This is a genomic window from Pseudomonas sp. CM25, from assembly GCF_013179705.1.
GTDB lineage: Bacteria > Pseudomonadota > Gammaproteobacteria > Pseudomonadales > Pseudomonadaceae > Aquipseudomonas.
On sequence record NZ_JABMCW010000156.1, the window covers coordinates 1 to 12680 of the forward strand.

11 protein-coding genes are annotated in these 12680 nt (G+C 62.3%); 6 read left to right on the top strand and 5 right to left on the bottom strand.

From position 1 onward, the window contains the following. Positions 1-1458: penicillin acylase family protein (locus tag HP546_RS16820; protein WP_172227571.1), on the top strand; the 1458-nt coding region annotated here is incomplete at its 5' end. 69 nt (positions 1459-1527) lie between these two features. On the opposite strand, the gene HP546_RS16825 is transcribed toward HP546_RS16820, so the two are convergent. Both HP546_RS16825 and HP546_RS16830 read right to left on the bottom strand, forming a co-directional pair. After that, positions 1528-2250, bottom strand: coding sequence for a UDP-2,3-diacylglucosamine diphosphatase (locus tag HP546_RS16825; RefSeq protein ID WP_172227573.1), 723 nt, complete (start codon positions 2248-2250; stop codon positions 1528-1530). Then, the gene (locus HP546_RS16830) at positions 2247-2750 is read right to left on the bottom strand and encodes a peptidylprolyl isomerase (RefSeq protein WP_172227575.1); all 504 of its coding nucleotides are present in this window, start codon (positions 2748-2750) and stop codon (positions 2247-2249) included. The genes HP546_RS16825 and HP546_RS16830 overlap by 4 nt, the downstream gene beginning before the upstream one ends. Before the next feature lie 248 nt (positions 2751-2998). On the opposite strand from HP546_RS16830, the gene HP546_RS16835 reads away from it, so the two are divergent. Beyond that, entirely contained in the window at positions 2999-4702 is a 1704-nt protein-coding gene (locus tag HP546_RS16835; RefSeq protein ID WP_172227577.1) for a glutamine--tRNA ligase/YqeY domain fusion protein, read from the top strand. Positions 4703-4711: 9 nt separating this feature from the next. After that, the gene (cysS, locus tag HP546_RS16840) at positions 4712-6094 is read left to right on the top strand and encodes a cysteine--tRNA ligase (protein WP_172227579.1); all 1383 of its coding nucleotides are present in this window, start codon (positions 4712-4714) and stop codon (positions 6092-6094) included. 135 nt (positions 6095-6229) lie between these two features. On the opposite strand, the gene HP546_RS16845 is transcribed toward cysS, so the two are convergent. The 3 genes from HP546_RS16845 to csiR form a co-directional block, all read right to left on the bottom strand. Beyond that, a complete protein-coding gene (locus HP546_RS16845; RefSeq protein ID WP_172227581.1) occupies positions 6230-7621 on the bottom strand; it encodes a HAMP domain-containing sensor histidine kinase in 1392 nt (463 codons plus the stop codon). Further along, positions 7599-8279 (bottom strand): response regulator transcription factor, encoded by a 681-nt coding sequence (locus HP546_RS16850; protein WP_172227583.1) that lies wholly within the window; start codon positions 8277-8279, stop codon positions 7599-7601. The genes HP546_RS16845 and HP546_RS16850 overlap by 23 nt, the downstream gene beginning before the upstream one ends. A gap of 127 nt (positions 8280-8406) precedes the next feature. Further along, positions 8407-9102 carry a DNA-binding transcriptional regulator CsiR gene (gene csiR / locus HP546_RS16855; protein ID WP_172227585.1) on the bottom strand — a complete coding sequence of 232 codons (696 nt, stop codon included), beginning with the start codon at positions 9100-9102 and terminating at the stop codon, positions 8407-8409. 194 nt (positions 9103-9296) lie between these two features. Between csiR and glaH the strand changes: the two genes are divergently transcribed. From glaH to HP546_RS16870, 3 genes are all read left to right on the top strand, one after another. Beyond that, a complete protein-coding gene (gene glaH, locus HP546_RS16860) occupies positions 9297-10274 on the top strand; it encodes a glutarate dioxygenase GlaH (protein WP_172227587.1) in 978 nt (325 codons plus the stop codon). A 114-nt stretch (positions 10275-10388) separates the two neighbouring features. Continuing rightward, complete coding sequence (lhgO, locus tag HP546_RS16865) at positions 10389-11651, top strand: L-2-hydroxyglutarate oxidase (protein WP_172227589.1); 1263 nt, start codon at positions 10389-10391, stop codon at positions 11649-11651. Positions 11652-11793: 142 nt separating this feature from the next. Further along, the coding region (locus tag HP546_RS16870; protein WP_172227591.1) for an amino acid permease at positions 11794-12680 on the top strand (887 nt) is incomplete at its 3' end.

Consider the following 12680-nt stretch of genomic DNA (forward strand, 5'->3'; position numbering starts at 1 on the left):
CATACCGTCGACACCTCGAACCACTTTACCCTTTACCGTCTGCAACTCGACCCCAAGGACCCGACCCGCTACCTGCTCGACGGCAAGTCGCTGCCGCTGGCCCGGCAAACCATCAGTGTGGCGGTCAAGGCCGAGGATGGCAGCCTGAGCCAGGTGCAGCGGCAGCTCTACAGTTCGCAGTTCGGCCCGGTGGTGCAATGGCCGGGGCGCCTGGACTGGGATGCGCACACGGCCTACAGCTTGCGTGACGCCAACCTGGAAAATACCCGGGTATTGCAGCAGTGGTACCAGATCAACCGTGCCGACAGCCTGGCAGCCTTGAAGGGCTCGGTGGCGCAACTGCAGGGTATTCCGTGGGTCAACACGCTGGCCGTGGACGAAGGCGGCCGGGCCTTGTACCTGAACCAGTCGGTGGTGCCTTACGTCGACCAGCAGTTGCTCGATACCTGTAGCAACCCCAAGGCACAAGGGCGCATGGTCGTGATGGACGGCTCCCGTAGCGCGTGCCACTGGAAGGTCGATGCGCAGGCGGCGCAGCCGGGCATATTCCCGGCACGGCTGCTGCCGAGCCTTGAGCGCGAAGACTTCGTGCAGAATTCCAACGACCCTGCCTGGATGGCCAACCCGGCGCAGCCGCTGACCGGTTACTCACCTTTGGTCAGCCGCGACGACCAGCCGCTGGGCATGCGCGGCCGCTTTGCCCTGCAGCGCTTGCAGGGCACGGCGCTGTTGGGGGTGGACGACTTGCAACGCATGGTGACCGATGACGAGGTGTACCTGGCCAGCCTGGTGCTGCCAGACCTGTTGCAATGGTGCAAGGGTGCCGGTGTCGACGTACAGCCGGTTTGCAGCAGCCTGGCAGCCTGGAATGGCAAGGCCGACCTCGACAGTGGCATTGGCCTGGTGCATTTCCAGAACCTGTTCAATGCCCTGGCCGAGCATCCGGAAAGCTGGCGGGTGGCCTTCAACCCGGCTGACCCGCAGCACACGCCACGCGGCCTGGCAATCGAGCAGGCAGCTGTGGGCAAGCTGGTGCATGCTGCGGCGCTGGCTTCACTGAAACAGGTAAGGGAGAGCGGCATGGCGGGGGATGCGCGCTGGGGGCAGGTGCAACAGGCCATCAATGGCACGCCGGTAGCGGGAGGCCCGCAGGCACTGGGCGTGTACAACGCGATCTACAGCGTGCCGCATGGGCAGGGCAAGCGTCTGGTGGTCAGTGGTACCAGTTACTTGCAATTGGTCAGTTTTACCGACAAGGGGCCAGAAGCCCGTGGGCTGCTGGCGTTCTCGCAGTCGAGCGAAGCGGCTTCGGCGCATGCCAGTGATCAGACCAGGGCGTTTGCGGCCAAACAATTGGCGGTGATCCCGTTTACCGAGGCGCAGATCAAGGCCGATCCGCAGTATCGGGAAGTGCTGATCAGTGAGCGGGACAAGGGGGCGGTGGCCAACAGGCCCTGAGGCATTAGCCTGTGCTGGCCCCTTCGCGGGTTTACCCGCGAAGGGGTCGGTAGTACCAACGCTGCAATGTCAGGAAAACTCGAACGGCGCCAGCTGGAAGCCTTGCTCGTCAACCTGCAAGGCCCAGCCGCGGCGATCCCAGTCGCCCAGCACGATGCGCCGAGCCGGCTGCCCATCCACCACCAGCTTGTGGATCGCCGGCCGATGGGTATGGCCATGCACCAGCGTGCGCACGCCATGCGCCGCCATCACCTTCGGTACTTCGTCTGGCGTGACGTCGACAATCTCGGTGGATTTCATCCGCGTTTGCGTGCGGCTTTCGCTACGCAGCTTGCGCGCCAGCTTGTAGCGCGCCGAAAGCGGCAGGTGCCGCAGTATCCACAAGCTCAGCGGGTTGCGCAGCAAACGGCGCATCTTCATGTAGCCCAGGTCGCGGGTACACAGGGTGTCGCCATGCATCAGCAGCACCTGTTCACCGCCCAGCTCGATCACGCTAGGGTCGCGCAGCAATGTGCAGCCCGCGGCGTCGCAGAAGGCCTGGCCAATCAGGAAATCACGGTTGCCGTGCATCAGGTAGATGGCCGTGCCGCTGTCGCTCAGTTGGCGCATGGCCTTGCAGATCGACTGCTGGAACGGCGTCATGGCATCGTCACCGATCCACGCTTCGAAGAAATCGCCAAGGATGTACAGCGCCCTGGCATGGCGCGCGCGGCCGTCGAGCAGATCAAGAAACGCCCGGGAAATGTCCGGGCGTTCTTCTTGCAAGTGCAGATCGGAGATCAGCAGTATCACTCAATGATCTCGGCTTTCTCGATGATCACGTCGTCTTTCGGCACGTCCTGGTGGCCGGCCTTGGAACCGGTGGCGACTTTTTCGATGGCGTCGACCACTTCACGGCCTTCGGTCACTTCACCGAACACGGCGTAGCCCCAGCCCTGAACGTTCTTGCCGCTGTGGTTGAGGAAGTCGTTGTCGGAGGCGTTGATGAAGAACTGTGCCGAGGCAGAGTGCGGCTCCATGGTACGGGCCATGGCGACGCTGTACTTGGTGTTCTTCAGGCCGTTGTCGGCTTCGTTCTGGATGCTGGCACGCTTGTCGCGCTTCTCGTTCATGCCAGGCTCGAAACCGCCGCCCTGGATCATGAAGCCTTTGATCACACGGTGGAACACGGTGTTGCTGTAGTGGCCGGCGTTGACGTATTCGATGAAGTTGGCCACGGTGATCGGGGCTTTTTCAGCGTTCAGTGCAATGACGATGTCGCCGTGGTTGGTGGTCAGTTTGACTTTGGACATGCTGAAACTCGCTTTTTCAAGGCAATCGGGAATTAGGGTGCGCAGGGCGCCGGTTATCACCTGACGCAGGTTCAGGCGATCGCGACACATGGCGCGCACAGGCCATTTTGCCAGGCTGCGGCAAAAAGCCGTGATAAATCACGCCAGTTTGTCTGGCCGCGGCTGTCAGCAGCTTGACTGCTTCGGCTATGATAGGCCCTTTGATTCAATCGGCCTACCCAGGCCAGACACATGCATTCAAGGATCCTATGAGCAAGCCCACTGCCGACAACGCGCCCAACGCCGCTGCCAAAGGCGCCCCCGCTGTCCCTGCGAACTTCCTGCGGCCGATCATCCAGGCCGACCTGGACTCGGGCAAGCACAGCAGCATCGTCACCCGTTTTCCGCCGGAGCCCAATGGTTACCTGCATATCGGCCATGCCAAGTCGATCTGCGTCAACTTCGGCCTGGCCAAGGAATTCGGCGGCGTCTGCCACCTGCGCTTCGACGATACCAACCCGGCCAAGGAAGACCAGGAGTACATCGACGCCATCCAGAGCGATGTCAAGTGGCTGGGCTTCGACTGGGCCGGTGATGTGCGCTACGCCTCCAGCTACTTCGACCAGCTGCACGACTGGGCGGTCGAGCTGATCAAGGCTGGCAAGGCCTATGTCTGCGACCTTACCCCCGAGCAGGCCAAGGAATACCGCGGCAACCTCAAGGAGCCGGGCAAGAACAGCCCGTTCCGCGAGCGCAGCGTGGAGGAAAACCTCGACCTGTTCGCCCGCATGAAGGCCGGCGAGTTCAAGGACGGCGAGCGCGTGCTGCGGGCCATGATCGACATGGCATCGCCGAACATGAACCTGCGCGACCCGATCCTGTACCGCATCCGCCATGCCCACCACCACCAGACCGGTGACAAGTGGTGCATCTACCCCAACTACGACTTCACCCATGGCCAGTCGGACGCCATCGAGGGCATTACCCACTCGATCTGCACCCTGGAGTTCGAAGGGCATCGTCCGCTGTACGAATGGTTCCTCGACAACCTGCCGGTACCGGCGCACCCGCGCCAGTACGAGTTCAGCCGCCTGAACCTGAACTACACCATCACCTCCAAGCGCAAGCTCAAGCAACTGGTCGATGAAAAGCACGTCGATGCCTGGGACGACCCGCGCATGTCGACCTTGTCCGGCTTCCGTCGCCGTGGCTACACCCCGGCCTCGATCCGCAATTTCTGCGAAATGATCGGCACCAACCGTTCCGACGGCGTGGTCGACATGTCGATGCTCGAATTCAGCATCCGTGACGACCTGGACCGCACCGCACCACGCGCCATGTGCGTGCTGCGCCCGCTGAAAGTGGTCATCACCAACTACCCGGAAGGGCAGGTCGAGCAGCTTGAACTGCCGCGCCACCCCAAGGAAGACATGGGCGTGCGCGTGCTGCCGTTTGCCCGTGAACTGTACATCGACCGCGACGATTTCATGGAAGAGCCGCCCAAGGGCTACAAGCGCCTGGAGCCTGCCGGTGAAGTGCGCCTGCGTGGCAGCTATGTGATCCGCGCCGACGAGGCCATCAAGGACGCCGACGGCAACATCGTCGAACTGCGCTGCTCGTACGACCCGCAAACCCTGGGCAAGAACCCCGAAGGCCGCAAGGTCAAGGGCGTGATCCACTGGGTGCCGGCCGCAGGCAGCGTCGAATGCGAAGTGCGCCTGTACGACCGCCTGTTCCGCTCGCCGAACCCGGAAAAGACCGAAGACGGCGGCAGCTTCCTCGACAATATCAACCCGGATTCGCTGCAAGTGCTCAGCGGTTGCCGTGCCGAGCCGTCGCTGGCCCAGGCGCAACCCGAGGACCGCTTCCAGTTCGAGCGCGAAGGCTACTTCTGCGCCGACCTGAAAGACAGCCAGCCGGGCCGCCCGGTGTTCAACCGCACCGTCACCCTGCGTGACTCCTGGGGCAGCTGAGGAACCGCCGTGCTTACCATCTACAACACCCTGAGCAAAGCCAAGGAAACCTTCAAGCCGCTGGATGGCAACAAGGTGCGCATGTACGTGTGCGGCATGACCGTGTACGACTACTGCCACCTGGGCCATGGCCGCAGCATGGTGGCCTTCGACCTGGTCACCCGCTGGCTGCGCAAGAGCGGCTACGACCTGACCTACGTACGCAATATCACCGACATCGATGACAAGATCATCAATCGGGCCAACCAGAACGGCGAAACGTTCGATGCGCTGACTGCCCGCATGATCGATGCGATGCACGAAGACGAGCGTCGCCTGAACATTCTGCCGCCGGACCAGGAGCCGCGTGCCACCGACCATATCGCCGGCATGCACGCAATGATCCAGACCCTGATCGACAAGGGCTATGCCTACGCCCCGGGCAATGGTGACGTGTATTACCGCGTCGGCAAGTTCGTCGGCTACGGCAAGCTGTCGCGCAAGAAAATCGAAGACCTGCGCATCGGTGCGCGTATCGAGGTCGACGAAGCCAAGCAGGACCCGCTGGACTTCGTGCTGTGGAAAGGCGTCAAGCCAGGTGAGCCGAGCTGGGAATCGCCATGGGGGCCGGGCCGTCCGGGCTGGCATATCGAGTGTTCGGTGATGTCGACCTGCTGCCTGGGCGAGAGCTTCGACATCCACGGCGGTGGCAGCGACCTGGAGTTCCCGCACCACGAGAACGAGATTGCCCAGAGTGAGGCGGCCACCGGCAAGCAGTACGCCAACGCCTGGATGCACTGCGGCATGATCCGCATCAATGGCGAGAAGATGTCCAAGTCGTTGAACAACTTCTTCACCATCCGCGACGTGCTTGAAAAGTATCACCCGGAAGTGGTGCGCTACCTGCTGGTGGCCAGCCACTACCGCAGTGCGATCAACTATTCCGAAGACAGCCTGCGTGACGCCAAGGGTGCGCTGGAGCGGTTCTACCACGCCTTGCGCGGCTTGCCACGGGTGGCGGCCAAGGGCGGCGAAGCGTTTGTCGAGCGTTTCAGCGTGGCGATGAACGACGACTTCGGTACCCCCGAAGCCTGCGCTGTGCTGTTCGACCTGGTGCGCGAGATCAACCGCCTGCGTGACAGCGATGCGGTAGCTGCCGCCGGCCTGGCCGGTCGCCTGCGCGAGTTGGGCGATGTGCTGGGTGTGCTGCAGCTGGATGCCGATGACTTCCTGCGGGCCGGTGCCGAGGGCAAGGTGGATGCGGCCGAGGTCGAGGGTTTGATCCAGGCGCGCCTGCAGGCGCGTACGGACAAGAACTGGGCCGAGTCGGACCGCATTCGCGACCAGCTGACCGCCATGGGTGTTGTGCTGGAAGACAGCAAGGGCGCTACTACCTGGCGTCTGGCTGACTGATCCAGCAAGTGGGGCCGCGTTGCGGCCCAATCGCCGGCAAGCCAGCTCCCACAGGTACACCATCGCCTTTGAGGCCTGCGCTGTACCTGTGGGAGCTGGCTTGCCGGCGATTGGGCTGCAAAGCAGCCCCAATGGTTATTTGGCTAGCCCGGCCAGTGGACAATGTAATACCAGCTTCGCTCCACCCAACGGGCTCTCGCCAATCTCCAACCCGAACCCATGCAAGTCGACGATCGCCGCAACGATCGATAACCCCAGCCCGAACCCGGCATGGCGGTGGCCTTCATCGCTGCGATAGAAGCGCTTTAACACCGCGGTTCGTTCTTCTTCCGGGATACCCGGCCCACTGTCCTCGATCGCTACATGCACGCCGTTCTCGTCATGCGTGGCGGTTACCTGCACCTGCCCGCCTTCGGGCGTGAACTTGATGGCGTTGCCCACCAGGTTGGCAAGTGCTTCAAACAGCAGTTCACGGTCACCGTGCAGTGCCGGTAGCTGAGCAGGTTGGTGCAATACCAGATGGATGCCGCCATCTTCGGCCAACGGCAGGTAAAAATCGTGCAGTTCTACCAGTAGCTCATGCGGATCGAGCTGGACAAAACCGGCCCGTCGTTGACGGTCTTCCAGCTCGCTGATGCGCAACAGCCCACGAAAACGTGCCATCAGGGTGTCGGTCTCACCGATAGCCTGGTCCAGCGCCTCGGCCTGCATGGAATCAGCGTCACTCTGCTGGCGAATGCGGTACAGCTGGGCGCGCAGGCGGGTCAGCGGGGTGCGCAGGTCGTGGGCAATGTTGTCACACACGCCCTTCACCTCGTGCATCAGCCGTTCGATACGGTCGAGCATGGCGTTGACGATGGCAGCCAGCATGTCCAGCTCGTCGCGCCGGGCCGACAGCGGCAGGCGGTGGGTGAGGTCGCCGGCGACGATCAGCTCGGCCTGGGCCTGAATGGCGCGTATGCGCTTGAGCGGCCGGCGGCGCAACAGGTACCAGCCGGCGAAGCCCGGGATGAGCGTCAGGGAAATGCCCCACAGCAGAGCATCGAGAATGATCCGGGTGACCACGAACAATGAGCCGTTATCACGGAACAGTACCAGCCAGCGGCCATCCTGGATCCTGATTGCCACTGCATCGCAGCTGTCGCGAGGCATGCGCGGGTCATCGGCATCCAGGCAGCGCTTGAGTTCATGGATCTTGCCGTCCAGCCGCAGCTCCGGGGGCACGGCGCGCACGCTGCCGCCAAGCGGGTTGAGCTGGGCGTCAAACAGGCCGTAGGCGTCGAAGCTGCGTTCTTCGAAGGCCTGGCTGGCGATAAGCGCGTCGTCCAGCTGTTTGCCGCTCATGTGCGCGAACAGGTGCTGGCGCTGCAGCATCGAATGACGGGTGAGCTTGTTCAGATAGCTGGACACCTCGAAGTACAGCACCCCCATGAGGATGCTGCTCCAGGCCACGAACAGAAAGCTGTACAGCGCCAGCAGGCGGCTGGTCGAGGAGCTCCAGCCTTTAGACGGGTTCAGCAATGGCATAGCCCGAGCCCCGTACCGTACGGATCAGCGGCGACTGGCCGGGCGAGTCGATTTTCTTGCGCAGGCGGCCGATATGCACATCGATCAGATTGGTGCCCGGGTCGAAGTGGTAGCCCCACACCTCTTCGAAAATCATCATCCGCGTGATGACCTGACCGCTGTGACGCATCAGGTATTCCAGCAGCTTGTACTCGGTGGGCAGCAGGTTCAGGGCTTGCTCGCCGCGCCTTGCTTCGTGGCTGATCAGGTCCAGTTGCAGGTCGGCGACCTGCAGGCGGGTCTGGGTCATGGGCACGCTGTTGCGGCGCAGCAAGACCTCCACCCGCGCCGCCATCTCGTCGGAGGCAAACGGCTTGGTCAGGTAGTCGTCACCGCCGGCACGCAGGCCACGCACCCGCTCGTCGACATCCGAGAGGGCGCTGATCATCAGGATCGGCGTGGTGATCTTGAGGCTGCGCAGGGTGGTGACGATGGTCAGCCCATCGACCTCGGGCAGCATGCGGTCCAGGGTGATCAGGTCGTAGCCGCCGGCAATGGCCTTGGCCAGGCCTTCACGGCCATTGTCGGCCCAATCCACCTCAAGGCCGTGGCTGGAGAGTTCGGCGACGATTTCCTGGCCGGTGACGGCGTCGTCTTCGATGGTCAGTACGCGAGGCATGCTGGTTCCCGGGCATCTAATAGAGACTGGATTGTGCCAAAGAATAGACAACCGCCGATTTAAGAAAAATTCATCTGGCACATTAGCCTGCACCGGCCCTGTCGCCGGCCAGGCATGAGCAAGCAGTTCAGCGTGCGCCAATCCCTTCGGCATGCATGATCTGCGCAATGATCGGCACCGGGGTCATCAGGTGCGAGCGCATCATCGCGCTGGCGCGCTTGGCATCGCGGGCCAGGAGCACCTCCACCAGCGCGGCATGCTCCTGGCGCTTGAGCTCCAGCGCCTGTTCGGAGAACACCGTCTGCGTCAGCCACAGATGGCGATAGCGCTCCGCCTGGTCAAACAGGTAAGTACGTGCCTGCAGCAGGTGCTTGGAGCCGCAACCCGAGGCAATGGCAGTGTGAAACGCCTTGTGCCGTTCGTCCCACACATCCAGGCGCTGTTCGCGGGTTTTCACTTCCACCACCTTGGCCAAGGTATGCGAGTGGGCCAGCACCGACGCCTCCCAGGCATCGTCACCGCGTTCGATGGCCAGGGCGATGATCATGGCCTCCAGATTGGCGCGGGCATCGTAGATGTCGTTCATCTCGTCCAGCGACATGGGCGCCACGCGGTAGCCTTTCTGGCTGATCGCGTTGACCAGGTGTTCGGCCACCAGTTGCGACAGCGCCTCGCGCAGGGGGCCCACGCCGAGGTCGTAGCGGTCCTTTAGGGCGCTCATCAACAGCTTTTCGCCTGGCTTGAACACGCCACGGATGATGTCCTTCTTGAGCCTCTCATACCCGCTGAATGCTGAGTTTTGTCGTGGGGCGAGCGCTTCCAAGATCCTGTTCCTCAAAACGTTTTGCCGATCATACCGAAACCGATGGCTGGCGAAAAACAATGGACAATCTCAAATAACGTAGTCGAATTATAAAAATGTAGACATTTTCAGTGAATGGCGATATTTTTGCTTTGCCCGCACTGATCCAGGTCACCACCGGACGGCGCCTTCCACCTTTTTGCCAGGACCCTGCCATGAACGCTTTTACGCAAATCGAAGAACTTGTCATGCCGCTCCCGCTCGAACCGCGTGGTTACACTCTGGCGCCTTCGAAACAGTCGCCGCGCCTGCTTGAACTGACCTTTGCCAGGGAAACCGTGGAAGCGTTCGTGCAGGCAGCCGCGCAATGGCCGGTCCAGGCGCTGGAGTACAAGTCGTTTCTGCGTTTTCGGCTGGGCGAAATCCTCGACGAGCTGTGCCACGGCACTTTGCGCCCGGTATTGCTGAACACCATCCTCGACCGCGCCACTGGCGGCATGCTGATTACCCCACTGGGCCTGGATGACGTAAGCCAGGCCGAGGACATGGTCAAGTTCACCACTGCGTGTGCACACCTGATCGGCCGCTCCAACTACGACGCCATGAGCGGCCAGTTCTACGCGCGCTTCGTGGTGGTCAACAGCGACGATTCCGACAGCTACCTGCGCCAGCCACACCGGGTCATGGAGCTGCACAACGACGGCACCTTCGTGAACCAGATCACCGACTATGTGTTGATGCTGAAGATCGACGAAAGAAACATGGAAGGCGGCAACTCGCTGCTGCTGCACCTGGACGACTGGGAGCAGTGCGAGGAATTCTTCCGCCACCCGATGGCCCGCCGTGAAATGCGCTGGACCGCGCCACCGAGCAAGAAAGTGGCTGAGGATGTGTTCCATTCGGTATTCGACACCGATGGCGAAGGCCGCCCGACCATGCGCTACATTGACCAGTTCGTGCAGCCGGAAAACTACGAGGAAGGGATCTGGCTGAACGCCTTGTCCGAATCGCTGGAAGGCAGCGACAAGAAGGTGTCGGTACCGGTGGGGGTGGGCAGCTTCCTGCTGATCAACAACCTGTTCTGGCTGCATGGGCGCGACCGCTTCACCCCGCACGATGGCCTGCGCCGCGAACTGATGCGCCAGCGTGGATACGTCGCCTTCCCCAAACCGCTGTACCAGCGCGGGCAATGATGACAGGGCGCGGGGCGGGCGCCTGCCTGCGCGTTTTTGCACAACAATGATGCAGCCAGGGCCCGCGCGGGCCCTGGCCGGCAACCAGGCAATGCCTGCGTGTGAGGTAAGGCTGTGTACGACTTCATTATTATCGGTGGCGGCATCGTGGGCATGTCCACGGCCATGCACTTGATCAAGCTCTACCCGGACGCGAAGATCGTGCTGCTGGAGAAAGAGAGCGGCCCGGCCCGTCACCAGACCGGGCACAACAGCGGCGTGATCCACGCCGGCGTGTATTACACCCCCGGTAGCCTCAAGGCGCGCTTCTGCCTTGAAGGCAACAAGGCCACCAAGGCCTTCTGCACCCAGCACGGTATTCGCTTCGATGAGTGCGGCAAGCTGCTGGTGGCCACCAACGACCTGGAAATGCAGCGCATGAAGGCGCTGTGGGAGCGTACCGAGGCCAATGGCCTGGAGCGCTACTGGTTGTCGTCGGCCGAGTTGCGCGAGCGCGAGCCCAATATCGTGGGCATGGGCGGCATCTTCGTGCCCTCCAGCGGCATCGTCAATTACGCCGAAGTGACCGCTGCCATGGGCGTTGAATTCCAGCGTGCAGGCGGCGAAATTCGCTATGGCGCGGAAGTGGTGGGGCTGAAGGAGCTGGCCAGCGAAGTGATCGTGCACACTCAGGGCGCCAAGCCCGGCGATGAACTGCGTAGCCGCTTCCTGGTGACCTGCTCGGGCCTGATGGCCGACCGCGTGGTGAGCATGCTGGGCCTGCGCACCGAGTTCGTGATCTGCCCGTTCCGCGGCGAGTACTACCTGCTGCCCAAGCAGCACAACCAGATCGTCAACCACCTGATCTACCCGATTCCTGACCCGTCGATGCCGTTCCTGGGCGTGCACCTGACGCGCATGATCGACGGCACCGTCACCGTCGGCCCCAACGCCGTGCTGGCGATGAAACGTGAGGGCTATCGCAAGACCGACGTCAGCCCCGGCGACCTGTTCCAGACCCTGACTACCCCCGGCATCCTCAAGGTCCTGGCGAAAAACTTCCGCCCGGGGATGATCGAGATGAAGAACTCGCTGTTCAAGGGCGGGTACCTCAAGCAGGTGCAGAAGTACTGCCCTGGCATCACCAAGGCCGACCTCACGCCATATCCTGCCGGGGTGCGTGCCCAGGCGGTGTCGCGTGACGGCAAGCTGATCGATGACTTCCTGTTCGTCAACACTGCGCGCAGCGTCAACGTGTGCAACGCACCGTCGCCGGCTGCCACTTCGGCCATTCCGATTGGCGCCTACATCGTCGACAAGGTGCGCGAGCAAGTCAGCCTGCAAGGCGGCAACACACCCAAGGCAGACCTGGCCGCCAGCCAGCGGGCTGCCAGCTGATACACCGTTCTGCGGTTTCGTTTTACTCAACCCGAACTGCCCTACTCACCATTTAGGGCAGGGCGGGCTTTTTCGCGCCTGCGTCGGTCCCGTGCAGCCGGCGGCCCCTTCGCGGGCATGACAAAAATAACAAGGTAGCGCCATGCAAACCCACAAGAACAACTTGAGTCATGGATTGAAATCACGGCATGTCACCATGCTGTCCATCGCTGGCGTGATCGGTGCCGGCCTGTTTGTCGGCTCCGGCCGCGCGATTGCCGAAGCTGGGCCGGCAACCATTCTGGCCTATATCCTGGCCGGGGGCCTGGTGGTCCTGGTGATGCGCATGCTCGCGGAAATGGCGGTTGCGTCGCCGGACACCGGTTCGTTCTCCACCTATGCCGACCTCGCCATCGGCAAATGGGCCGGCTACACCATCGGTTGGCTGTACTGGTGGTTCTGGGTGCTGATCATCCCCATCGAAGCCAGTATCGCGGCCACCATCATCAACTCCTGGGTGCCGCAGTTCGAGATCTGGGTGTTGTCGCTGGTGATCACCTTGCTGCTGACTGCCACCAACCTGTTCAGCGTGAAGAACTACGGCGAGTTCGAGTTCTGGCTGGCGCTGGTGAAAGTGGTGGCCATCGTCGCCTTCATCGCGCTTGGCGTGTGCGCCATTTTCGGCCTGCTGCCAGGTTCCGGCGTCAGTGGTGTTTCGCGCCTGTGGGAACAGGGTGGCTTCATGCCCAACGGCTTCGGTGCTGTGCTCAGCGCCATGCTGATTACCATGTTCTCGTTCCTCGGCGCCGAGGTGGTGACCATTGCTGCGGCCGAGTCCAACGAAGCAGGCAAGCATATTTCCAAGGCCACCAACTCGGTGATCTGGCGGATCACCCTGTTCTATGTCCTGTCGATCTTCATCGTCATTGCCCTGGTCCCCTGGACCGACCCGCGCCTGGCAGGTGAGGGCTCCTACTTCGCGGTGCTGGACACCCTCGGCGTGCCAAATGCCAAGGCCATCATCGACTTCGTGGTGCTGACCTCGGTCAC

What these genes read in the sequence shown, in the direction of transcription:
- HP546_RS16830 (WP_172227575.1), bottom strand. Translation starts at nt 2,750, where the DNA reads ATGTCCAAAGTCAAACTGACCACCAACCACGGCGACATCGTCATTGCA.
- HP546_RS16835 (WP_172227577.1), top strand. Translation starts at nt 2,999, where the DNA reads ATGAGCAAGCCCACTGCCGACAACGCGCCCAACGCCGCTGCCAAAGGC.
- HP546_RS16845 (WP_172227581.1), bottom strand. Translation starts at nt 7,621, where the DNA reads ATGCCATTGCTGAACCCGTCTAAAGGCTGGAGCTCCTCGACCAGCCGC.
- HP546_RS16850 (WP_172227583.1), bottom strand. Translation starts at nt 8,279, where the DNA reads ATGCCTCGCGTACTGACCATCGAAGACGACGCCGTCACCGGCCAGGAA.
- glaH (WP_172227587.1), top strand. Translation starts at nt 9,297, where the DNA reads ATGAACGCTTTTACGCAAATCGAAGAACTTGTCATGCCGCTCCCGCTC.